The organism is Arthrobacter senegalensis, from assembly GCF_059091765.1.
Genome location: NZ_JBNHGZ010000001.1, coordinates 438,827 through 461,596 on the forward strand (window position 1 = coordinate 438,827; position 22,770 = coordinate 461,596).

Here is a 22,770-nt window from a genome sequence, read left to right on the forward strand (position 1 = left end):
GACTTGAATCCTATGGATACGCCCCAGCCATCTGATCGCCTGGCCAGCCCCGGTAACTCCCCCGGGGACAACGACTACGCACCGGATGACGATGCCTCCGTGCTGCACGCCGACCAGCTCACCGGCGGATCGGAAGACGCCGAGCGGCGGCCGATGCCGGCCGTCACGAAGTGGCTGCTGCTTGCCCTGGCCGCCGTCGTCGTGGTGGTGGGGGCCATCGCCGTAGCGAAAACCGTGGGCGGAACCTCGGACCAGGACGTCACGGCTGCCGCGGACGTCGTCGCCAGCCAGCAGGAACTGGAGGGAGGCGGCACCGTGGATGCCTCGGTGTCGCTCCGCGAGAACGCCGCCGTCCTGACGTTCCACGGCGTCCAGGCGTCCGAGGGGCGCACGTACCAGGTCTGGCGGCTTCCGGTGGACGGTTCGGCGCCGGTATCGGCCGGCACCATCGACGCCGCCGACATCACCTCGGGCAAGCCGGTGGTAATCGACGGCATCTCCACCAGCCGCGAACTGGCCGTCTCCATCGAGGCACCCGGCGGAGCGGAATCCCCCCGCCTGCCGTTCGCCGTCGTCATTCCGCTCGCCACGCCGTAGCCCGGCGCCGCCGGCCACCTGCCGAGGCACGGGCGCAGGCACCCGGCGCGGCCGGCCACCGTCACGCCGTGGGGGCGCAGGTCTCCCACCGTGCCGGCGTGAGCGGCAGATCGGCCGGCGGGCGGCCTGCGTCAGAATCCGGCGATGGTTTCCGGGGTATTGATCCCCACCACGTGGAAGGCTTCGGCGCTGCGTCCGGGCAGGCCGCCGCGCATGGCGTTCTCCGCCAGGTTCTGGCGTACGCGGGCGTCCATGGCGGCCAGGTCCGGGTGTTGGCTCGCGTGGATCCGGATGGCAGCCAGCTTCGTGTCGACGTGGTCGGTGATGTCCACGTAGTGGTTCTCGCGTTCCCGCGGCCCGCCGTAGAACCACAGGAACGGCACCTTGTAGGCGGCCAGCCCTGCCTCGAGCAGTTCGGGATAGGCGTACGGGTTTTCCACGGCCGGGTAGATCGCGCGGGTGACGATTTCTCCGCAGGCCAGATGGTCCGGGTGGCTCTTTTGAATGCGGTCCCAGGCACGCTCCGGGTGCATGGACAGCACGATGTCGGGCCGGATGCGGCGCATCAGCTCCACCACCTGGCGGATCACCTCGTGGGTGGGCTCCAGGTAGCCGTCGGGCTGATGCAGGAAATGCAGGTCGGTGACGCCGGCCAGCGCCGCGGCCTTGGCCTGCTCGGCCGCCCGCAGTTCGACGATGCCGGCGCGCTGGGCGTCGTCAAAGCCGCCGGCGTCGCCGTCGGTCATGATGCAGTAGCTGACTTCAACGCCCGCCGCGGTCCAGCGGGCAATGGTGCCGGCGGCCCCGAAGTCCAGGTCGTCGGGGTGCGCGGCAAAGACCAGGACGCGTGCCGGCTGGAATTCCTCAACCGTCACCGCCGCTAGCCCTTCCGCCGGCGGATCTCGGCGGCGGCCTGCGGCAAGACGGTGGCCAGGTCGCCCACGATGCCGAAGTCGGCGATCTCGAAGACCGGCGAGTCGGCGTCGTTGTTGACCGCAACAATCACCTTGGCGGTCTGCATGCCGGCCTTCTGCTGGATGGCCCCGGAGATGCCCGCGGAAATGTAGAGCTGGGGCGAGACGGTCTTGCCGGTCTGGCCGACCTGCGCCGAGTGCTCGATCCAGCCGGCATCGGTGGCGGCCCGGGAGGCACCCACCGCCCCGCCGAGCGCGTCGGCCAGGTCTTCGATCGGCGCGAAATCGCCGCCGGTGCCGCGGCCCCCGGCCACGACGACGCGTGCCTCGGTCAGGTCAGGACGGCCGGTGGCGGTCTTCTCGGTGCGTTCGGTGATGCGGGCGGCGGGGCCGAAGTCCCCCGCGTCGACCGTCACGACCTGGGGCGCCGCGGCCTGGGCCGCCGGCGCCTCGGCCACAACATTGGCCTTCACGGTGATGACCGGCGTGCCTTCGGTGACGTTGGCCTGCACGGTATAGGCGCCGGCCAGCACGCTCTTGGTGACCGTCAGGTCCGCCGAGACGTCGATGGCGTCGGTGATGACCCCGGATGACAGCTTGATGCCGGCCCGTGCGGCGATCTCCTTGCCTTCGAACGTGTTGTCCAGCAGCACCGCGGCCGGAGGGGCCTGGCGCACGGCCGCCGCCAGGAAGGCGGCCTTCGGGGCCACCAGGGCGCCGTCCACGTCCGCGGCCGGCAGGTAGACGGTGCCCACGCCGTACTCCCCGAGCTCGGTCCGCAGGGCGTCGGTGAGATCGCCGTTGAATGCTGCCACCGGTTCTCCTATGCTGCGGGCGAGCGTGAGCAGTTCCCGGTGGATCTTGTGCAGGGCGTGACCGGGACGGTCGATGAAGACAAGAACAGTAGTCATGGTGCCGATATCCTTCGCGGTTTCCGTGGCGGACTAGAGCAGGTTCTGGGCGGCCAGGAAGTCCACCAGGCGGATCCCGGCGTCGCCCTCATCGGTGATGATGGTGCCCTGCGACCGCGGCGGCCGCGCTTCTGCCTTGACGACGGCGGTCCAGGCACCCGCCGTGCCGACCGCGCCGGGTTCGATGCCCAAATCCGCCAGCGACACGGTGGCCACGGGCTTTTTCTTGGCGGCGATGATGCCCTTGAAGTTCGGGTAACGCGGTTCGTTAATCTGGTCGGTGACCGATACCACCGCGGGGAGTTCCGCTTCCAGGCTGTCGGCGTGGGTATCGCCGTCCCGACGGGCGCGCACGGTGGTCCCGTCGACCTCCAGGCTGGCGGCGAAGGTCAGCTGCGGCAGGCCCAGGCGCTCGGCCAGCTGCGCCGGAACCAGCGAGGTTTCGCCGTCGGTGGATGCCATCCCGGTGAGCACCAGGTCGATGTCGCCGAGGCTGCGGACGGCGGCCGCCAGCACCAGCGACGTCCCGGCGGCGTCCGAGCCGGCCAGGGCATCATCGTTTACGTGCATGCCTTCGGTGGCGCCGATCTGGAGCGCCTTCTTCACGGCGGTGGCCGCTGCTGCCGGGCCCATGCTCAGTGCGATGACCCGGTTGCCGGCCTTCGGGCCGCCGCGCTCCTCCGCCAGCTGCAGGGCGGCTTCAATGGCGTATTCGTCCAGTTCGGACAGGATGCTCTCCGAGCGGTCCACCGTTGCCGGATCGCCGGTCAGGTGCCGGTCGAACTGTGCGTCCGGTACGTGCTTGACCAGCACCACGATGTTCAAGGCTGTGCCTGCTGCTTTTTGCATCCTCGCTGAACTTCCTTCCGCCGTCCACGGCCCGCGCGGGTGTTGCGGGCCGCTGCAAACACCCTAACCTTACCGGCATCGCCGCGGCGGTAAACACCTGCGGGGCCGCCGCCTGCGCCACGGCAAACCCCGCGGCGGTAAACACCTGCGGGGCCGCCGCCTGCGCCACGGCAAACCCCGCGGCGGTAAACACCTGCGGGGCTGCCGTTGTGCGCCGCCCCGGTGAGGGCCGGTGCCTCACCGGGGACGTGCGGTCAGGCCTGGCCTTCGCCCAGGGTCACGTCGACGGTGCGTTCTTCGCCGCCACGGAGGTAGGTGACCTGCACGGTGCTGCCGGCGGCGTGTTCGCGGATGGCCGCGGTCAAGGACTGGCTGTCGTCAATGACGCGGTTTTCCACCCGGGTGATGACGTCGCCCTTTTGCAGGCCGGCCTCCTTGGCGGGCGATCCCTCAACCACCTCCACGACGGCCGCCCCCACCGAGAACTGGGTGTTGCCGGAGGAGTTGCCGGAGGGCTTGGCCGTCACCGTCACACCGAGTTGGCCGTGGCTCGCCGTCCCGTCTTCGATCAGGTCCTGGGCGATCCGCTGCGCGTAGTTGCTGGGGATGGAAAAGCCCACGCCGATGCTGCCGCTGTCTTCGCCCGAGGAAGCGATGGCCACGTTGACGCCGATGACCTCTCCGTTGGTGTTCACGAGCGGACCGCCCGAGTTGCCATGGTTGATCGCCGCGTCGGTCTGGATGACGTTCAGGAAAATGCTGCCCTGGTTCGAGGACCGTTCCTCGCCGGGGAACTGGAAGTTCCACTGGTCGCCCGGGCCCGGCTGGGCACTGTCGCCTGAATTCTCCGGCACGGCGGAGGACGAGACGCTGATGGTGCGGCTCAAGGTGGACACGATGCCGTCGGTGACGGTGCCCGCCAGGCCCAGCGGCGCTCCGATGGCAATGGTGGTGTCGCCGACGTTGAGCTTGTCGGAGTCGGCAAACGTCGCGGGCGTGAGGCCCTTGGCATTGATCTTGATCACGGCCAGGTCCGACAAGGGATCGGTGCCGACCACCTTGGCCTTGTGCACGCCGCCGTCGCTGGTGCGCACCTCGACGTCGGGATTAGCCGTCTGGCCACCCAGCGTCACCACGTGCGCGTTGGTGAGGATATGCCCCTCCGTGTCCAGGATGATGCCCGATCCTGATCCCCCGGTGTTGCCGCTGGCCACCGAGATCGTCACCACGCTCGGCGAGGCCTTGGCCGCCGCGGCGGTGATCTCGTTGACCGAGTCCGTGTTGTTCACGATCAGCTGCTCCGGACCGCTGCCGGTGATGGAGGTGCCCGCCGAGCCGTCCGCCAGCGCCTGCGAACCCACGGCGACTCCACCGCCGGCCAGGCCTGCCAGCAACATGCCGGCGATCAGCGTCCCGGTGCCAAAGCGTTTCCTGGCGCCCGCCCCGGCACGCTGCCCGCCTGCCGGGTTTCCGTAGCCGTTCCCCTGCCCGTGGCTGCCGCTCCCGTATCCGGGGGTGTGGCCCTGTCCCCCGTAGCCGCCTGGACTGCCCGCGTTCTCCGGGCCGTAGGACGGCACGGCATACTGGCCAAACGTGCCCGGGGCGTGCTGGCCGTACTGAGGCTGCTGCGGGGTGTGGTGTTGGGGCTCCTGCCGGGCCTGGTCTTGCGCCGAAACCTGCCGCGCAGCTTCCGATGCCGGGCGACGGAACCGCTGGGTCTCGTCGGCTGCCGCCGGCTGCTCCCCGGCACGGAAGGCCGGCGGATTCTGCGGCAACGGTGGCATCGGCCGGGCGGGCCGCTGCTGCGGCTCCTGGTTGTTCTCGCTCATGGCAGGTCCTTTCTTGGTCTGCATTCCACTATGCACGGCTTCGCTGGGATAACGTCGCACGTTTCCTGTAAGGAATCTGGAAACCAGCCGTATGCCGGCGGCGGGGCGCGGCCCCGCCGGACGCCTCCGCACGCACGCCTGCGGGGTCAAACGATGTATCGCAGTCCTCCACGTGCGGCGGAGGAGCTGCTCGGGTGTTCGCCGCGGGCGGAGGGCTGTGGTGGACGGTGCCAAACGCAGGACCATAGAATCACGAGTGGGTGGATCCGCCCCGGCCGGGGCCAGGACCACGCCGATGAGCCGGGGCGCCACGGCCCCAGCTGCTGCTGAAGGGACCTTTATGCGCTCACCGTTCAGGCGTCTGGCGGCCGTAGCCGGCCTGACGGCAGTCTTTCTCGCGCCCGCAGCGCTGGCGCACGCGGTGCCGCCGGTCGACATTCCGCCGGGCGAGTTCGTGGTGGACCAGGCCGGTGTGCTCGGTGCCCGGACGGCCGAGGTCGAGGACGCGGTACGCGAGCTGCAGCAGTCCGAAGGCCTGAACGTCTACATCGTCTTCGTGGATGAATTCACCGAACCGGCCGACCGCAAGCAGTGGGTGCTGGAGATGGCCGAGCTCAACTCGCTGGGCTCCGTCGACAGCTTGCTGGCCGTTGCCGTCGACGGCCGCGAATACCTGTTCCAGTCGGCCGAGGGCAACCCCGTCGTCTCCCGGGACCAGAACATCGCGCAATCCATCCGGCCTGCCCTCGGCGAAGCGGACTGGGCAGGGGCCGCGCTGACCGCCGTGGCGGCGGTCGAGGACGCCGCCACCGGCGGTGACGGTTCCGTCGGATCCGGTGGCGGCTCGCTGGGCCCGGTGCTGCTCATTGGCGGCGTCGTGGTGGTGGGCGGCGGCGCGGCACTGCTGTATGCCCGATCCAAGCGGAACAAGAACCAGCGCCCGCAGCCTCAGCTGCAGACCGGCCCCGACGGGCGGCCGCTGGATCCGCATGACGCCATGTCCGTGGAGGACCTTCGCAAGAAGGCCGGCAGCCTGCTGGTGGCCGCCGACGACGCGATCAAATCGAGCGAGCAGGAGCTGGGCTTCGCCATGGCCCAGTACGGGGACGAAGCCGTGCAGCCGTTCCGCCAGGACATCACCGCGGCCAAGTCCCACATGATGGAGTCTTTCAAACTGCAGCAGCAGCTCGATGACCATATTCCGGACACCGAAGAAGAGCAGCGCGCCTGGCTGGGCGACATCATCCGCCGCTGTGAGGCAGTCAACGATTCCCTCCAGGCACACAAAGAGGACTTCGACGCGCTGCGGGAGCTGGAGAAAACCGCACCGCAGGCGCTTGAGCAGGCTCGGGCCGCCGCCCGGGAAACCCGCGGCAGGCTGGATGACGGCACGGCCCGGCTGGAACAGCTTCGCGCGCGCTTTGCCGACAGCGCGCTGCAACAGGTCGCCGACAACATCGGCCAGGCCGGGGAACGGCTGGATTTCGTCGAGAACGCGGCCGGCACCGCGCAGGACAAGCTCGACGAAGGAGACCGCAGCGCCGCCGTGATCGCCGTGCGCGCGGCCGAGGAGAGCCTGCACCAGGCCAACATCCTGTTGGAGGCCATCGCCAAGACGGCCAAGGACCTCGAGGACGCCCGGCAGAGCATGGAACGCAGCATCGCCGACGCGACCCAGGACATCGCCCAGGCCAGGGCCATCATCGCCTCCGGGCAGCACCCCGAGCTTGCCGGCCCCTTGGCCGGGCTGGAAGCGGCCGTGTCCGCCGTCCGGCAGGAGGCCGCCGGGGGACGCATCGATCCGATCATGATGGTGCAGCGGCTGGAGGCAGCCATGGAGCCCTTGGATGCCTCGCTCTCCGGGATCCGGGACGCCCAGGACCGCAACCGGCGTGCCCGCGAGGCCCTGCAGCACGCCATCATGTCCGCGCAGGCCCAGATCTCCGGCACCTCGGATTACATCCAGGCGCGGCGCGGCGGCGTTCGCAGCGAGGCACGCACCCGGCTGGCGGAGGCGGAACGGAATCTCGACCATGCGCTGGCCATCGCCGACTCGGATCCGGAGCAGGCGCTCAACTACGCCCGCCAAGCCAATGCCCTGGCGCAGCAGGCCAGCCAGATGGCCCAGGAGGATGTGGACGGTTTCGGCGGCGGCATGGGCGGCTTCGGCGGCGGCGGAATGTTCGGCGGTCGGGGCGGCGGCCTGGGCGGGGCAATCCTCGGCGGCATCCTCATCGATTCCATCCTGCACGGCGGACACGGCTCGCACGGCGGCGGCGGGATCTTCGGTGGCGGGGGAGGCGGTGACGTTTTCGGCGGCGGCGGCTTCGGCGGTTTCGGCGGCGGCGGCGACGGCTTCGGTGGCTTCGGCGACGGCGGCGGAGCCGGCGGCGGTTTCTAGACCAGACAGACCGGGCAGCCGTCCTGGCTGCTTGGAAGGCAAAGTTCGAGTAATCCCGATCGAAAGGCATCACCGTGGTAAAGCACTCAATTTTCGGCCGCATGGCACAGTTGGCCAAGGCAAACATCAACGCGCTGCTCGACCAGGCGGAGGATCCGCAGAAGATGCTGGACCAGATGGTCCGCGACTACACGAACAACATTGCCGAAGCCGAAAGCGCCGTTGCGCAGACCATCGGCAACCTGCGCATGCTGCAGGACGACTACAACGAAGACCTCGAGAACGCCCGCAGCTGGGGTGCCAAGGCCTTGGCCGCCAGCCGAAAGGCCGATGAGTACCGCACCTCGGGCCACGCCGCCGACGCCGAGAAGTTCGACAACCTCGCGAAGGTGGCAATCCAGCGCCAGATCTCCTCGGAGAACGAAGCCAAGGGCGCCGAGCCCACGATCTCCTCGCAGACCGAAATCGTGGAAAAGCTCAAGCAGGGACTCAACCAGATGAAGTCCAAGCTCAATGAGCTGCAGAACAAGCGCGACGAGCTGATCGCGCGCGCCAAGACCGCGCAGGCCCAGTCGCAGGTCCACGACGCCATCAAGAGCATCGACATTCTCGACCCGACCAGCGAAGTTGGCCGCTTCGAGGAGAAGATCCGCCGCGAGGAAGCAAAGGTACGCGGCCAGGCCGAGCTGGCCGCTTCCAGCCTGGATGCCCAGTTCGAGAGCCTGGAAGACCTCGGCGAGCAGACGGAGGTTGAGGCGCGGTTGGCAGCCCTTAAATCCGGGACCGGCCCCGCCCCGTCGTCGCTGGAGGCCGGCAAGGAAGCTACCTCAGAGAGCTACTGAGCACCAGCCCTCCGGCCGCCCCGGCATGAATGGCTCCGTGCCGCACCTTCCGGTGTGGCCCGGAGCCATTCCTGTCCAACCGGGTCCTTCCTTCCAGGGGCGGTGCGATCGCGTTAACGGCGCGGCTTCACGGCCCGGAGAAGGCTGCGGCCGGTGAAACGGGCGGGTCCGGAGGCGCGGATCCGCGCGCGGCGAAGGGCCTTGGGGTTGTAGTGCCGGGGACGGTGCTCGACTGCGTCCGACACGCCGGCGCCCCGCCCCCGCGCCGCCGAAGCCACTCCCCCGTCCTGCTCTGGCGACGGACGACGGCGGGAGCCCGCCCGGGACGCCGCCGGAGCCGGCTGTGCGGCGGGCGCCGCGGCCGGAGCAGGGGTGGCGGGCGCCGCGGCCGGAGCAGGGGTGGCGGCCCGGTCGTGCCCGGAGTCAGGTTCCGGGGGCCCGGGACGCCGCCTGCGCAGCAGGAGCCAGCCGATCAATGCAAGGTAGGCAGTTGGAACCAACCAGGCGGGGACGGCGTACAGCACATCGGTAAGCAACCCGTGGACCCCGTGCGCGGCATCGATCAGCCGGTCCTCGACCTGGTGCCCCGCGGCATTCCGGACAGCAAAGAAGGCGTAGTAGGCGGTGCCCAGCCCGGCGAGCAGCAGCAGGTAGCCCTGGGCTCTTTCCAGCACCGGCCAGGCTTCGGGCCATCGCCGGCCGGCAGCGGCCCCGACCGAGGACGCTGCGGCGCACAGCAGGCCGAAACCGGCGAGCAGGCCCAGGACGTAGGCGGCCACGCCGGCGACAGGGGCTTCCGGGCCGCCCTGCTCCCCGGCCCGGGCCAGCAACTCCGGCAACTGTGGCGCGAGCGAGGCCAGCCCGATCACCGCACCGGCAACAGCCATCGCGCTGAGCCGGGCGAACGATCCGCCTCCCGCCGCCGCTGCCTGCAACAGCCGGACCCGCCCGCCGGCCACCAGGAAGGACGCGAGCAGGACCAACAACATCCCGGTCCCGGCCGAAATGTAGGCCAGGGCCCCGGCATGGGTCGCCGGATTACCTGCCGCCAGGAGCGCCAACGAGAACGACGTCGTGTAGCCGCCGGTCAAGACAAGAGCCGTCACGGCGGACCGGCGCACGGCGTCAGCGGCCGTGCTGTGCCAGCTGCTGCCGGCGACCATTAGGAGCCACGCCGGCAACAGGAGCAGGCTGCAGGGGTTGAACAGGGCTGCCACTCCGGCGGCCAGGGCGTAGCTGCTCACTGATTCCAGCATGGGACAACAACGATCTTTCCGAGGGAAAATCGGGGACGGGTGAAACCATACTACCGGTCGGGGTTGTGGCCTCGGGCACTAATTCGCCTGGCTCGCGGCCCCGGGCTTGCGGCACAGGCATGCCGGTCCGGCTTGCGGCCTCCCGGGCACAGCCGGTCCGGCTCGCGGCCCCAGGCATGCCGGTCCGGCTTGCGGCCTCCCGGGCACAGCCAGTCCGGCTCGCGGCCCCAGGCACGCCGGTCCGGCTTGCGGCCCCCGGGCACAGCCGGTCCGGCTTGCGGCATCGGGGCACGCAAAAGCCCCGCCCGATATGACATCGGACGGGGCCCTTGCTCTTGGTTGCGGGGAGAGGATTTGAACCTCTGACCTCTGGGTTATGAGCCCAGCGAGCTACCGAACTGCTCCACCCCGCGGCGCAGTGAATACATTACCGGCCGCGGGGTAGCGAAGCAAATCGGTCAGTTGCCCTCGGTCGCCTCCGGAGAAGGCTGCTCCGTTGCCCCGTCCGCTCCGCCTTCGGGGGCGGCGCCGGAGATCGCTGCCTCGGCGTCGATGGCGTCCTGCAGCGCCGCCTGGAGCCGCTCCTGGGCTTCGCCGTAGGCGGCGAAGTCGCCCTCCGCCAGCGCGGCCTGTCCCTCCTGGATCGCGGTGCGCGCGGCCTGCAGGGCCGCCTGCAGGTCCTCCTCGGCACTGGTCTCCGGTGCGTCCGGCGTCGCCGGCGTCTCCCCGACGTTTTCTTCGTCGCCGGTGGTGGCGCCCGAATCGCCTTGGAACACCTGGTCCAATGCTTCGGACAGCGTCGGGGCGAAGCCGACTTCCTCACCGAAGCTCACCAGCACCCGGCGCAGGATCGGGTAGGAGGAAGCGCCCGAGGACTGGACGTAGACCGGCTGCACGTACAGCATGCCCCCGCCGACCGGCAGGCTGAGCAGGTTGCCGTTCTTCACCTCGGAAGCGCCCTGGCGCAGCAGGTTCAGCGCCTGCGACACTTCGGTGTCCGAGTTGAACAGGTTCTGTGCCTGGCCCGGACCGGGCACGGTGATGTCGCGCGGCAGTTCGAGCAACCGCAGCGTGCCGTAGTCCTCGGACTTCACGCCGTCCTCGCCGGTGCCGGCGTCCGCGTTGGCGGAAAGGAACCCGTACAGCACGTTGCGTGCCTGCTCGCCGGGAACGGCGAACGGAATGAACGGGGTGGTGAGCGAGAAGGACGCCGCGTCCTGGTTGGGCATCTGCAGCGACAGGTAGTACGGCGGCTGCTTGACGGTCGATCCCTCGCCCAGCGTCGGATCCGTGGGAACGCTCCAGGCGTCGGAGTTCTCGTAGAAGCGGTTGACGTTGGTCACGTGGTACCTGGTGAGCAACTCCCGCTGCACCTTGAACAGGTCCTCCGGGTAGCGCACGTGCGCCATCAGGTCGGCCGACATCTCGCTGTACGGCTTGATCGTCGTCGGGAACACGTTCGTCCAGGCCTTGAGCAGCGGATCCTGGTCGTCCCAGGCGTAGAGGTCCACGGACCCGTCGTAAGCGTCCACGGTTGCCTTGACGGCGTTGCGGATGTAGTTGACCTCCTCCGCCGGCAGTGCCACCGTGGCGCCCCCGGTGGTCCCGGAGTCAATGGTGGCCGACTCCAGTTGCTGCGGAGTCGAGTACGGGAAGTGCTCGCTGGTGGTGTAGGCGTCCACGATCCACTTCACGCGGCCGTCAACGATGGCGGGGTAGGCATTGCCGTCCACCGTCAGGTACGGAGCGACTTTTTCGATACGCTGGCGCGGATCCCGGTCGTAGAGGATCTGCGATTCGGAATTGACCGCGTCCGACAGCATCAGGTCCGTCGACTGGAATTTCAGGGCGTAGACCAACCGGTTGAACCAGTTGCCGATGTTGGGACCGCCGTCGCCGTCGAACGTGTTCCGGGTGTCGGTTTCGGCATTGGCACTCTGCGGCCGGTCGATCTCGATCGGGGTGCTGCCCTCGGGCGCACCGACGATCGAATAGTCCGGAGACGCTTCGCCGAAGTAGATCCTGGGCTCGTAGGTCGAGTCGTCGCCCAACACGCCCTGCGACGGGATCCCGGAGAGCATGAACGACGGTTTGCCGTCCGGCTCCACGCGGGAGCCGGCGGCCGCGACGACGCCGTAGCCGTGGGTGTAGAGCAGGTGCTCGTTGACCCAGCCGGCCGGCACGCCCGCGGTGTTCAGTTCGCGGACGGCGATGACGGTGTCCTGCACCTCGCCGTCGACCGTGTAGCGGTCCACGTTGAGCGTCTCGTCGAACTGGTAGTACTGGCGGAACTGTTCCAGCTGCGCGAACGCGTCCGACACCAGGTTCGGATCCAGCAGGCGGATATTGGCCGTGGTTTCGGCGTCCTCGCGCAGCGCGCCGGCTTCCGCCTCCACGACGGCTTCATAGTTCATGGTCTGGACGTCGTCCAGCCCGTAGGCCAGGCGGGTCAGGGCGATGTTGCGTTCAATGTACGGGGCCTCGACGTCCTGCTCATTCGGGATCACCTGGAAGCGCTGGACGATCCACGGGTAGACCCCGCCGGCGAGGATGGCGGTGACGACAAGCATGGCCGTGCCGACGATCGGCAGCCGCCAGCGGCCGATGAAGGCCGAGACGATGAAGAGGATGGCCACCAGCACGGCGGCGACGGCGAGGATGGCCTTGGTGGGAATCACGGCGTTGACGTCCGTGTACAGCGCACCGGTCCAGTTTCCGGCGTTGGACTGCACGGTGGCGTACCGGTCCAGCCAGTAGTTGACACCCTGCAGGATGAGGAACAACGCGGCAAAGATTCCCACATGGATCTTCGCCGCGGTGGAGGCGAAGAACCCCTTGTCCTCCAGCCTGATCCCGCCGTAGAGGTAGTGGGTCAGCAGCCCGGCGATGCCGGCAATCAGCACCACGCTGATCAGGAAGCCGTTAATGAAACCGAGGAACGGCAGGGTGTTCATGTAGAAGCTGAAGTCCAGGCCGAACTGGGGATCGGTCTGGCCGAACGGCTGCTGGTTGAAGAACAGCAGGACGGTCTGCCACGCCGAGGCGGCGGCGGTGCCGGCGAAACCGGCGAGCACTACCGGGATGCCGATCATCAGCAGGCGCCGCACCGGCTCCAGCTGCTGCTGGTAACGGTTAAGGTTGTCCTGCAGCGAGCTGTCCGGCGCGTACACCGGGCGTGAACGGTATGCCAGCCGGAGGCTGAAGTAGACGGCAAGGCCCATGATCAGGAAGGCAATGAGGAAGATGGCGATCTTGGTGCCGGTCTCCTTAAGCATGACTTCCAGGTAGCCCAGCTGGTTGTACCAGAGGATGTCTGCGTAGATCTGGGAGAAGAAGACGAAGCCCACCACCAGGACGGCCACCACGATGAGGGTGGGCACCAATGCGGAACGTTTCTTGCCAGGACTGTTAAGCGGTGTTGGCCGGTCGCCGTAAGACCGGTCTTGTCCGAACGTCACTCGTTACCTCGTTGTCTGCATGCGTGGCATCACGGCGAAACCGCCGCTGCGGGGACACTCCCCCTAGATGCCACGAACGGCGGTCTCGGAGGGTTCCGTTCCCATTCTGCCTTGTCAACACCGGCCCCGGCGAACCGCGGCGCGGGAACGGTCCGGCACCGTTGCCGGAATGTGACCGCGCCGCAGCTGAAACGAATCAGCTGCAGCCGGGCAGGGCGGCCGCGTCGCCGCCGCCGCCGATCGCGGTGACGGCCTTGACGGCGTCGTCCAGCGTCGCCACCGACACGACCTGCAGGCCCTCCGGAACGTGGCCGGCGACCTGCGCGCAGTTAGCCTCCGGCGCCAGGAAGACGGTGGCGCCGGCCTCCCGCGCGCCCAGCATTTTCTGCCGGATGCCGCCGATCGGCCCGACGGTGCCCTCGGCGTCAATCGTGCCGGTCCCCGCGAAGTGCTTGCCGCCGGTCATCTCGCCTGGCGTCAGGATGTCGATGATCCCCAGCGCGAACATCATGCCCGCGCTGGGGCCGCCCACGTTGTCCAGTTGAATCTTCACTTCGAACGGAAAGTCGAAGTCGGTGCCCAGCAGGACGCCCAGCTGGTAGTCGCCGTCGCCGTTGGCCCGCGGTGCCACATCCACGGTTTCCTCGCGGCCGTCGCGCGCGATGCCCAGTTCAACCGGGGCGCCGGCACTGGCATTGAGCTCCTCACGCAGCACCTCGATGCCGGTGACCGGCCGGCCATTGATGGTCCGGATCGCGTCCTGCAGCTCCAAGACTCCTGCCGCCGCCGCGTCCGGGGTGAAATCGGCCACCGAGAGGGTCTGCGAGTACTCCACGTCCAACTGGGTCAGGGCCGCCGCGATCGAGGACTCCTGCGACGAGGCCATCAGCGCCGCATTCTGCTGCTGGATGTCGTCCTGCGTGACGTCCGGGGGGTAGACCAGGTCGGCGGGTGCGACGCTGCGCTGGGGATGGAGCCAGGCGGCCAGGACCTGCAGCATGTTGACGTTCGAGTTGGGCCCGCCCTCCACGTACACCGTCGTCAGGTCCAGGGCGCCGGAAGTCTCGTAGGTGGGCCGGTCCGGAACCTCGATCAGCGGGGTGGCGGAAACCTCACCGATGGTGTTGATGGCAGGACCGGGCGTCTCGATGACGTAGCCCGCCGGCAGGGCCAGCCCTGCGGCACCGGCCACCACAGCGACGACGGCGGCGGCCGCCAGGACCGGTTGCCTGCGGTTTCGGGTCGGCGGCGCAGCCGGCTGCGGGCCGGGAACGTTGCCGGACCAGCCGTCCGTGCCGTGCTCCGTGCCGTTGTTGGTGGACTGTGTCACCTGGTGGTTCCCTCCCGCAGCTGTCCGGGCCGTGCACCCAACGCGCTGCCGCCCGGGGCGCTCGCGGCGCCTGCTCTAGCGTACGCCGTCGGCCCGGCATCGGTGGTGCTGCGCCTGCTCGGCCTTGAGCGAACTGCCGGCCCACGGCGCGACAAGGAATCCCGGCTGCCGGTAACGTGGAACTCACGCAACACCCCGGGCACAGCCCCCGCCGCCTCCCCGGCAGCCGCTACGGCCCGTGCCCGCTCCAACCCTCGAGGACCGGTGGTAGTGATGACCCCCAAGCAGCCCGACGACGACCCGCAGGATCCGCTGGCGGAGATGTTCGCCAAGCTCTTCGGTGGCCAGGCCGGGGCAATGGATCCCGCGGAAATAGCCAAGGCGGCAGGACTTCCCTCCGACCCCACTGCCTTGGCGCAGATGTTCCAGCAGGTCCAGGCGATGATGAGTGCCCCCGCCGAAGGTCCGGTCAACTGGAAACTGGCCCATGAAAGCGCCCGCAAGGTGGCCGCCTCGGACAGCGACCCGTCCGTCTCTACCGCACAGGGCCGCGCCGTCGACGAAGCGCTCCGGCTGGCCGAGATGTGGCTCGATCCGGTGACGAGCATGCCCGGCACGGGACTCATCGGCAGGGCCTGGTCCCGCGCCGAGTGGGTTGAGGCAACGCTGCCGACCTGGAAGCGGTTGACGGAGCCGGTCGCCAACAGCATCGCCTTCGCGCTGACCAGCGCGCTGACCGAGCAGGTGCCGGAGGAGATGAAGCAGATGCTCGGCGGGGCACACTCCATGCTGCAGAACCTCGGCGGCGCGATGTTCGGCATGCAGCTGGGCCAGGCCGTGGGCGCCTTGGCCAAGGACGTGGTCAGTTCCAGCGACATCGGTGTCCCGCTGGTGGAAGGCAAGATGGCCCTGCTGCCGGCCAACGTCAAGTCGTTCGGCGAGGGCCTGGACATCCCGGGGCAGGACGTGCTGCTCTTCCTGGCGATCCGGGAAGCTGCGCACACCCGCCTGTTCACGCATGTCCCGTGGCTCTCCGGCTATTTGCTGGGCGCTATCGAAAGCTATGCGCGGGGCATCCATATCGACATGGGGCGGATCGAGGAAGTGGCCCGCGACCTCGATCCCACAAACCCCGAATCCATGCAGCAGGCACTCTCGCAGGGCGTGTTCATGCCGAAGCGCACGCCGGAACAGGAAGCCGCCCTGGCCAAGCTCGAAACTGCGCTCGCGCTGGTCGAGGGCTGGGTGGACGAGCTCACCGCCGGCGCAGCGGCCAACCTGCCCTCGGCACCGGCGCTGCGCGAAACGGTCCGACGGCGGCGGGCCACCGGCGGTCCGTCGGAACACGCCTTCGCGGCCCTGGTCGGATTGGAGCTGCGCCCCCGCCGGCTGCGGGATGCCGCCGCCCTGTGGTCCGCCCTGAAGGAGGAACGCGGGGTCGAAGGACGGGACGCGATCTGGAACCACCCCGACCTGCTGCCGACCGCGGAGGATCTGGACGATCCGGCCGGCTTCAGCGCCCGGCGGAAGCTGCTGGACGCCTCCGAGGCGGAAGTCGACGAGGCGCTGCAGAAACTCTTGAGCGGTGGCTTCGAAGAGCAGCCCGGCGACGGCGATGCCCGGAAGCCGGACGGCACCGCCGACCGTGGAGACTCCGGCAGCGCCGGCGGAGGTCCGGACGGCTCCGCTGGCGGTGAGGATACCGGCACCGCCGACGGAGGCCCGGACGGTTCCGGAAGCGGAGACCGCGGCTAGCAGTCGCTCTCGCCGGCACCGTCCACGTCGTCCCCGTCCTGCAGGCCGCGGCCCATGGCAAAGGCGGCGCCGGAGAGGAAGGCCTTGGCCCGTTCGAGCTCCGGATAGGCCTGCAGCAAGCGCCAGAAGCGTGGGCCGTGGCCGGGCTCCAGCAGGTGTGCCAGCTCGTGCAGGATCACGTAGTCGACGACCCAGGCGGGCATGTCCTTGATCTTGTCCGAGATGCGGATGGTGCCCCGGGCCGGCGTTGCCGACCCCCAGCGGTCGTTCTGGTTGGAAACCCATCGGATGCTGGTCGGGACGGCGTTGCCGGCCAGGTAACGCTGCGACAGCTCCGCCGCGTGGCGGGCCAGGTCAGTGTCGCCCGCGGCGGTCCGTCCCTCCGGCCGGGAGCCGCGCGTCTCGAGCCTGGCCAGCATCCGCTGCACCCACTCCCGTTCCTGCGCCGGCGAGAAGTGGCCGGGAATGGAGATCACGGCGGCCCCGTCCCGCCACGCGGCGGAGACGGTCCGGCGCCGGCGTGCTGACCGTTTGACCACCACGGGGGCCCCTGTGGATGTGGTCAGCGCCACCCGCTCCCCCGTGTCGGCCACCAGCGGGACCGGCCGCGGAGGCGTTGCACTGGCACGGGATTCCTGCGTCTGATCTGCTCGGGACATGCGACGAGGTTACCGGGTCAATCCGACCGTCCGCATCCGCCCAGGCCCGGTGCCCGGTTTTCTGTGGATAACCCTCCGACGCCTGCCGCCGCCGTGCCAGCATGGAGGACCGGGCCGCGCCCGGACCACGGGCAGGCGGCGAGGAGGGTTGCGGTGGCACAGTTGAGAATCAATCCAGGCCTGCGCATGCTGGAGGGCGCCGCGGGCAGCGTCCAGTTCGGCCTGGGCGCCGGCGGACTGGTGGTCGAGGGGACCGGGGAAGCGGACCGGCACTTCCTGTCCCGGCTGTGCCGGGGCATCGAATCGGCCGACCTGGATGACGTGCGGGCAGCCTGTGGCCTGGACAGGGAGCGGGCCGCGTCGCTGTTGGCGGCACTGGCACCGGTCCTGTTGCCGGACTCCGGCGGGGAACGCCTGTCGGGGTTGCGCGCCGACCGGCTCGCGCCGGATGCGCGCCGTTGGTCGGCGGTGTACTCGGCCGACGGTGAAGGACCGCTGGCCGCCCGGGGCCGCTGCATCGTTCAGCTGATCGGGCTGGGACGCACCGGTGCAGCGTTGGGCACCGCCCTGGCTGCGGCCGGCGTCGGCACGCTTCTGCTCAAGGATTCGGGGGTCGCCGCCGCCTCAGATGTCGGTTCCGGCGCCATCCGGCTCACGGACATCGGCCTGGGCCGCGGGCAGGCCGTGCGGCGGGCCGTGCACCAGGTGGATCCCACGGTAGCCTGCCACCTCTTGCCCGGCTCGACCGCGGAGCAGGGTGCCGCAGGCATCTTTCCGCGCGCGCTCAGCCTGGCGGTCTACGTCGACCGCGACGTGGCCGATCCCCGGGTCGCCGCGGCGCTCATGAGCCGGGGACACCCGCACCTGAGCGTCCTGGTGCGCGAGCAGGACACCCTGATCGGACCGTTGGTGGTCCCCGGCCAGACAAGCTGCCTTGGCTGCGTAGAACTGCACCGCGCCGACGCCGATCCGGGGTGGCCGGACGTCGTTGCCCGGTTGACCAGCCGGCCGGACGAGCCGCCGGCAGACCGGGGCGCGGCCGACGAAGTGTCGCAGTCGGTGGCCGCGGCGGGCCTGGCGGCGATGCAGGCCCTGCTGTTCCTGGATGGACGAAACCAGCCCGGCAGCTTCTCCGCCGTGCTCAAACTCGACAGCGGCGACGGTACCGTGTCGCGCCACGCCTACCCGCCGCACCCGGGCTGCGGCTGCGTGCTGGGCGCGGCGGCCTGAGCGCGCTCGCCTCCGGGCCCGCACAGTCTCAGTTCGCGGCCAGGACGCGCAGCACCTCCTCGCCGTAACGCTCCAGTTTGGACGGCCCCACGCCGGCCAGTCTGGACAGCTCCTGCAAGGACTGGGGCCGGGCTTCGGCGATGGCCACGAGGGTGGCATCCGTGAAGATCACAAAGGCGGGCATCGAGGCTTCACTGGCCGTCTCCTTGCGCCACTCGCGCAGCGCCTCGAACGTCGACTCCTCGTAGGTGGGCGGACAGTTGTGGCACCGGCCCACCTTGCGTTCCGCCCCGCTGCCGAGCAGGGTGCCGCAGACGCGGCACGCCGCCGGTGCGGCCTGCTTGCGCCGCGCCGGCCGCTGGCCCGGCGTGCTGCGGACGGAGGAGGAAGAGGCCGGCCGCAGCCCGTCCAGGAACCGGGACGGCTTGCGGTTGGCGCGGCCTCCCGGGGTCCGGGCCAGCGACCAGGACAGCGCCAGGTGCTGGCGGGCACGGGTGATGCCCACGTAGAGCAGCCGGCGTTCCTCATCCACGGCCTCGTCGGTGTCGGCGAAGGAGATCGGCATCAGCCCCTCGCTCAAACCGACCAGGAAGACTGCGTCCCATTCGAGGCCCTTCGCCGAGTGCAGCGAGGCGAGGGTGACACCCTGTACGGTGGGGGCATGCTGGGCGGCGGCGCGTTCGTCGAGCTCTGCCACGAAGTCGGACATGGTGAAAACACCGCCCGCCGCGGAACCGCGGGCCGCGTCCAACTCGTCGGCCAGTCCCACCAGCGCGGCCAGAGATTCCCAGCGTTCGCGCACCGCGCCGCCGGTCTGCGGAGCTTCCCGCGTGTAGCCCAGGTTCGCCAGCACGTCCCGGACCAGTTGCGGCACGGGTTCGGTTCCGGCGGCCCGGGAGGAGGCCCGCAGCTGGAGGATCGCGTCGCGGACCTCCCGCCGCTGGAAAAACCGCTCCCCGCCGCGCAGCTGATAGCCGATGCCGGCATTGGCCAGCGCCTGTTCGTAGGCTTGGGACTGCCCGTTGGTGCGGAACAGCACGGCGATCTGGGCGGCGCCCACGCCGTCGTCGAGCAGTTTGCGGATGCGGGTGGCCACCTGGGCCGCCTCCGCCTCGTCGTCGGCGCATTCCGTGAACGAGGGCTCGGGCCCGGCCGGACGCTGGGCGATGAGCTCCAGCGGGGTCGGCCAGCTGTCGTTGTCCCGCGCCGGCTGCCGGGTGCGGGCGGCCAGCAGCGAGTTGGCCAGCTGCACCACCTGCGGGGAGGAGCGGTAGTCCCGGACCAGTTTTACGACGTCGGCTCCGGGGAAGCGTTTGGTGAACTCGAGCAGATGCCGGGAGGTCGCTCCCGTGAAGGAGTAGATGGTCTGGCTGGCGTCGCCGACGACACAGAGTTCTTCACGGTCACCCAGCCAGAGGTCCAGGAGCCGCTGCTGGAGCGGCGAGACGTCCTGGTATTCGTCCACCACGAAGTGCCGGTACTGGTCCCGTACGGCGGCCGCCACCTTCGGGTCTTCCTCAAGGATCCCCACGGTGATGAGCAGGACGTCCTCGAAGTCGATGATGTTCCGGTCCGTCTTCACGTCCTCGTAGGCCTGGTACAGCCGCGCCACCGTCGTCAGGTCGTAGCCTGCCGGTGCGGCACGCCCGGCCGCACGGCGGACATAGCTCTCGGGCGTGAGCATGGAGACCTTGGCCCACTCGATCTCGGCCGCCAGGTCGCGGATGGCGGCACGGTCGGTGGTCAGCCGCAGGCGCCGGGCAGATTCAGCGATGACGCTGGCCTTGTGGTCCAGCAGGCCGGGCAACGGACCGCCGACCGCCTGCGGCCAGAAAAACTGCAGCTGGCGCAGCGCCGCGGCGTGGAACGTTCGCGCCTGCACCCCGCCAACACCGAGGTCGCGCAGCCGCGTCCGCATCTCGGCGGCCGCGCGCGCGGTGAACGTCACCGCCAGCACCCGCTGCGGCGTATACACCCCGGTGTGCACCCCGTAGGCGATCCGATGCGTGATCGCCCGGGTCTTGCCGGTGCCCGCTCCGGCGAGGACGCACAGCGGTCCGGCCAGGTTGGTGGCCACCTGCCGCTGCTCGTCATCCAGTCCGGCCAGGATCCGGTCTTCGAGGCTGCTGTCCGGGAGGGGCCCGGCTGCCGCTGCGCTCATCGTCCGGCCTGCGGCAGTTCGCCGCCGTACCAGTGCTCGATCAGCGCCCGCGCAATTGAAATGCCGCTGGCCACCTGGACCTCGTCGGCCTTCAGTGCCGCGGCCAGTTCCTCCCGGCTGAACCACCGTGTGTCCAGGATCTCCACGCCGTCGGGCACCGACGCCGCGTCCGTCGCGACGGCCGTGAACCCAATCATCAGCGATGCCGGGAACGGCCACGGCTGGGACCCAAGGTAGCGCGGCGAGTGCACGACGACGCCGGACTCCTCCTCGATTTCCCGCACCACCGCGGCCTCGAGCGACTCCCCCGGCTCGACGAAGCCGGCCAGGGTCGAATACCGGCTGGCCGGCCATGCGCTGTTGCGGCCGAGCAACAGGCGGTCGTCCTCGTCGATGACCGAAACGATGACGGCGGGATCGGTGCGCGGGAAATGCTGGCTTCCGTCGGCGGGACAGCGGCGCACCCAGCCGCCCTGCTCGATCTCCGTGCGGTGGCCGCAACGCGGGCAGTGGGTGTGGGTCAGGTGCCAGTTGGAAATCGCCGCGGCCTCCACAAACAGCCCGGCGTCCTGCGCAGAGAGCTCCCCCGCCACATCCCGCAGGCCCAGCCACTCGCCGTCGTACCCGGCAGCTTCTGCGCGGTCCGCCAACACCGAGAGCACAATGTCGGTCCCGACGGGCACATCCGCACCCTCCACGGCCCGGCCGAGGTAGACGGAGAGGTCGGTTGCGGTCCGTTCCCTGCTCGGAAGCAACACGATTCTTCCGCCGCGGACCAGCGTCTTGCCGTCGGCGATCAGCATCACATGCGTGGTGTCGCTGCCCCAGATGCCGTCCACCAGGCCGGGGTGGCTGCGCCGCTCGCACCCGCGGTCCATGGTGGTGCGCGCCAGCATCAGCTGGCCCAGCGGCGGGAACCCTGCAGCGGCGGTGCTAAGACTCATGCTCTCTACCGTACTCACCCCGGCGCCCGGACCGTTATTCGCGCCGCCGGCGCTGTGGACTGCGCACCGGCGGTGCCCCGCCGGTGCGGCCTGCCTCACCCTTCCGGCGACTCGCCGCGGCCGTGGCCGGGCTGCCGGTACCGGTTGCACGTACGGTGGACTACGTGAGAAAGACACCTCTGGAGCTGGCGGCCATAGCCACCGCGGCCGTTCCCGGGTTGACGCCCACGGGCGTTGCCGGGCTGCCGGATGATGCGGCGGATTTCCAGTCCGCGGTACTCACCGATGCGTCCGGCAAGCGGTGGCGCGTGCGTTCTCCGAAGCACGCCGAGGCGAGCATGCGGCTCGAAACGGAACTGCTGGTGCTCCGGGCCTTCTCGCCCGCGATCCGCGCGGAGTTGCCTTTCCAGGTGCCCACGGTCGCCGGGACCGTCCAGCAGTCCGAGCTGCGCACCTTCGTTTACAACCACGTGCCGGGGAGCATGCTGGCGCTGGAAGCTCTGGTCGCCGCCGGCGCCGCCGTCCCGGTATCGATCGGACGGGCGACAGCCGGCATCCACGACCTGCCCCAGCGCATGGTCGACGCCGCGGATCTGCCCAGCTACACGGCCGACCAGTTCCGCCAGCGCAAGCTCAACGAACTCGACCAGGCTGCCACCACCGGCAAGATACCGCCGGCCCTGCTGCGCCGGTGGGAGCACGCCCTGGAGGACGTGGCCCTTTGGAAGTTCAATCCGTGCGTGGTGCACGGCGACCTGCACGAAGACAACCTCCTGGTCCAAGACGGCAGCGTCAGCTCGGTGACCGGTTGGACCGACCTGCGCATTGGCGATCCCGCCGATGACTTCGCGTGGCTGGTGGCCGTGCACGAACAGTCGTTCGCCGACGTCGTGCTGGAGTCCTACCGCAAGTACCGCAAGGACCCGGTCGATCCCCACCTGATGCGCCGGGCAGCGCTGTCCGCCGAATTCGCGCTGGCCCAATGGCTGGTCCGCGGACTGGCTGCGGGCGACCAGACCATGGTTGACGAGGCGGTCGACATGCTGAACGAGCTCGAGGCCGACGTGGCCGTACACGGCGGCCAGCCCATCAGTGTCACCGCTCCCCCGCCGCCTGCCGTTCCGCCCACGGTTGCCGCTGTCCCTGCGGCTCCGGCCCGGGAACCGGCCGCCGGTTCCGAGGGCCGGAACCGTGCCGCTGAGCCGGCTGCTGCCGACCGGCCGACAGGGGACGAAGCGGCGGACGGCGAGCAGGACGGCGCCGGCAGGGCGGCTGCGGCGGGTGGGAACGGTTCGGCCGGGCAGGAGCACCGGCACGACGAACCGGCCCGCGTCCAGCTCGCCGGGCGATCCGGGAGTTCCAAGGTCACGCTGCTCCCGGTTGAGGGGCCTGACGTCGATCCAGCTTCTCCGGCACCGCCCGCGGCGGAACAGGACGCCGCGGAGCCTGCGCCGCCGGAGAACGGCCGCGCCGACGGCGCAGCGGCCGCCGGCAAGGAGGCCCCGCCGGCCAAGGAAGCCGAGCCTGCGTCCGCGGACACCACGGCACTTCCGATCATCAACCAGCGGCGCTGACACTGCTGCGCGGCGCCGCTGACCGCTGACCGCTGCTGTGCGGGGCGCTGACCGCTGCCG

Annotated in this window: 16 protein-coding genes and 1 tRNA gene; 6 read left to right on the forward strand and 11 right to left on the reverse strand. The window is 69.8% G+C overall.

The genetic code is table 11. The features are described from left to right. Positions 1–12: 12 nt before the first annotated feature. Positions 13–597, forward strand: a complete 585-nt coding sequence (locus AC5RVG_RS02000) for an anti-sigma factor (RefSeq protein ID WP_494012532.1) — start codon at positions 13–15, stop codon at positions 595–597. A gap of 131 nt (positions 598–728) precedes the next feature. Here the strand turns inward: AC5RVG_RS02000 and AC5RVG_RS02005 are convergent, their stop codons facing one another. The 4 genes from AC5RVG_RS02005 to AC5RVG_RS02020 all read right to left on the reverse strand — a co-directional run bounded on the left by AC5RVG_RS02005 (position 729) and on the right by AC5RVG_RS02020 (position 5,100). Next, positions 729–1,472, reverse strand: a complete 744-nt coding sequence (locus AC5RVG_RS02005) for a PIG-L deacetylase family protein (RefSeq protein ID WP_494012533.1) — start codon at positions 1,470–1,472, stop codon at positions 729–731. Positions 1,473–1,477: 5 nt separating this feature from the next. Continuing rightward, on the reverse strand, positions 1,478–2,422 hold the full coding sequence (locus tag AC5RVG_RS02010) for an electron transfer flavoprotein subunit alpha/FixB family protein (protein ID WP_494012534.1): 945 nt from the start codon (positions 2,420–2,422) through the stop codon (positions 1,478–1,480). A gap of 33 nt (positions 2,423–2,455) precedes the next feature. Further along, positions 2,456–3,271 (reverse strand): electron transfer flavoprotein subunit beta/FixA family protein, encoded by an 816-nt coding sequence (locus AC5RVG_RS02015; RefSeq protein ID WP_494012535.1) that lies wholly within the window; start codon positions 3,269–3,271, stop codon positions 2,456–2,458. 254 nt (positions 3,272–3,525) lie between these two features. Then, entirely contained in the window at positions 3,526–5,100 is a 1,575-nt protein-coding gene (locus AC5RVG_RS02020; RefSeq protein ID WP_494012536.1) for a S1C family serine protease, read from the reverse strand. 340 nt (positions 5,101–5,440) lie between these two features. Here AC5RVG_RS02020 and AC5RVG_RS02025 point away from each other — a divergent pair, with 340 nt between their 5' ends. Beyond that, a complete protein-coding gene (locus tag AC5RVG_RS02025; protein WP_494012537.1) occupies positions 5,441–7,501 on the forward strand; it encodes a TPM domain-containing protein in 2,061 nt (686 codons plus the stop codon). Between the two features lie 74 nt (positions 7,502–7,575). Then, positions 7,576–8,343 carry a PspA/IM30 family protein gene (locus AC5RVG_RS02030; RefSeq protein ID WP_494000247.1) on the forward strand — a complete coding sequence of 256 codons (768 nt, stop codon included), beginning with the start codon at positions 7,576–7,578 and terminating at the stop codon, positions 8,341–8,343. A gap of 113 nt (positions 8,344–8,456) precedes the next feature. Here the strand turns inward: AC5RVG_RS02030 and AC5RVG_RS02035 are convergent, their stop codons facing one another. The 4 genes from AC5RVG_RS02035 to AC5RVG_RS02050 all read right to left on the reverse strand — a co-directional run bounded on the left by AC5RVG_RS02035 (position 8,457) and on the right by AC5RVG_RS02050 (position 14,387). Beyond that, positions 8,457–9,587 (reverse strand): hypothetical protein, encoded by a 1,131-nt coding sequence (locus AC5RVG_RS02035; RefSeq protein ID WP_494012538.1) that lies wholly within the window; start codon positions 9,585–9,587, stop codon positions 8,457–8,459. 348 nt (positions 9,588–9,935) lie between these two features. Then, a tRNA-Met gene (locus AC5RVG_RS02040) sits at positions 9,936–10,012 on the reverse strand. A gap of 45 nt (positions 10,013–10,057) precedes the next feature. Beyond that, entirely contained in the window at positions 10,058–12,982 is a 2,925-nt protein-coding gene (locus AC5RVG_RS02045; RefSeq protein WP_494000249.1) for a UPF0182 family membrane protein, read from the reverse strand. Positions 12,983–13,253: 271 nt separating this feature from the next. Beyond that, positions 13,254–14,387: a YlbL family protein gene (locus tag AC5RVG_RS02050; RefSeq protein WP_494012539.1), complete on the reverse strand. Its 1,134-nt coding sequence runs from the start codon at positions 14,385–14,387 to the stop codon at positions 13,254–13,256. Positions 14,388–14,660: 273 nt separating this feature from the next. Between AC5RVG_RS02050 and AC5RVG_RS02055 the strand changes: the two genes are divergently transcribed. After that, positions 14,661–16,142 carry a zinc-dependent metalloprotease gene (locus tag AC5RVG_RS02055; protein ID WP_494012540.1) on the forward strand — a complete coding sequence of 494 codons (1,482 nt, stop codon included), beginning with the start codon at positions 14,661–14,663 and terminating at the stop codon, positions 16,140–16,142. On the opposite strand, the gene AC5RVG_RS02060 is transcribed toward AC5RVG_RS02055, so the two are convergent. After that, positions 16,139–16,801 carry a M48 family metallopeptidase gene (locus AC5RVG_RS02060; RefSeq protein ID WP_494012541.1) on the reverse strand — a complete coding sequence of 221 codons (663 nt, stop codon included), beginning with the start codon at positions 16,799–16,801 and terminating at the stop codon, positions 16,139–16,141. The genes AC5RVG_RS02055 and AC5RVG_RS02060 overlap by 4 nt on opposite strands. 153 nt (positions 16,802–16,954) lie before the next feature. On the opposite strand from AC5RVG_RS02060, the gene AC5RVG_RS02065 reads away from it, so the two are divergent. After that, a complete protein-coding gene (locus AC5RVG_RS02065) occupies positions 16,955–18,031 on the forward strand; it encodes a TOMM precursor leader peptide-binding protein (RefSeq protein ID WP_494012542.1) in 1,077 nt (358 codons plus the stop codon). 28 nt (positions 18,032–18,059) lie between these two features. Here AC5RVG_RS02065 and AC5RVG_RS02070 read toward each other — a convergent pair whose 3' ends face one another. Further along, positions 18,060–20,192: an ATP-dependent DNA helicase UvrD2 gene (locus AC5RVG_RS02070; RefSeq protein WP_494012543.1), complete on the reverse strand. Its 2,133-nt coding sequence runs from the start codon at positions 20,190–20,192 to the stop codon at positions 18,060–18,062. Further along, positions 20,189–21,136 carry an NAD(+) diphosphatase gene (nudC, locus tag AC5RVG_RS02075; protein ID WP_494012544.1) on the reverse strand — a complete coding sequence of 316 codons (948 nt, stop codon included), beginning with the start codon at positions 21,134–21,136 and terminating at the stop codon, positions 20,189–20,191. The genes AC5RVG_RS02070 and nudC overlap by 4 nt, the downstream gene beginning before the upstream one ends. Before the next feature lie 164 nt (positions 21,137–21,300). Here nudC and AC5RVG_RS02080 point away from each other — a divergent pair, with 164 nt between their 5' ends. Continuing rightward, positions 21,301–22,710: a macrolide 2'-phosphotransferase gene (locus AC5RVG_RS02080; RefSeq protein WP_494012545.1), complete on the forward strand. Its 1,410-nt coding sequence runs from the start codon at positions 21,301–21,303 to the stop codon at positions 22,708–22,710. Positions 22,711–22,770: the final 60 nt, after the last annotated feature.

Coding starts and splice junctions, on each gene's coding strand:
- AC5RVG_RS02000 (WP_494012532.1), top strand. CDS start 13: ATGGATACGCCCCAGCCATCTGATCGCCTGGCCAGCCCCGGTAACTCC.
- AC5RVG_RS02010 (WP_494012534.1), bottom strand. CDS start 2,422: ATGACTACTGTTCTTGTCTTCATCGACCGTCCCGGTCACGCCCTGCAC.
- AC5RVG_RS02015 (WP_494012535.1), bottom strand. CDS start 3,271: ATGCAAAAAGCAGCAGGCACAGCCTTGAACATCGTGGTGCTGGTCAAG.
- AC5RVG_RS02020 (WP_494012536.1), bottom strand. CDS start 5,100: ATGAGCGAGAACAACCAGGAGCCGCAGCAGCGGCCCGCCCGGCCGATG.
- AC5RVG_RS02025 (WP_494012537.1), top strand. CDS start 5,441: ATGCGCTCACCGTTCAGGCGTCTGGCGGCCGTAGCCGGCCTGACGGCA.
- AC5RVG_RS02055 (WP_494012540.1), top strand. CDS start 14,661: ATGACCCCCAAGCAGCCCGACGACGACCCGCAGGATCCGCTGGCGGAG.
- AC5RVG_RS02060 (WP_494012541.1), bottom strand. CDS start 16,801: ATGTCCCGAGCAGATCAGACGCAGGAATCCCGTGCCAGTGCAACGCCT.
- AC5RVG_RS02070 (WP_494012543.1), bottom strand. CDS start 20,192: ATGAGCGCAGCGGCAGCCGGGCCCCTCCCGGACAGCAGCCTCGAAGAC.
- nudC (WP_494012544.1), bottom strand. CDS start 21,136: ATGAGTCTTAGCACCGCCGCTGCAGGGTTCCCGCCGCTGGGCCAGCTG.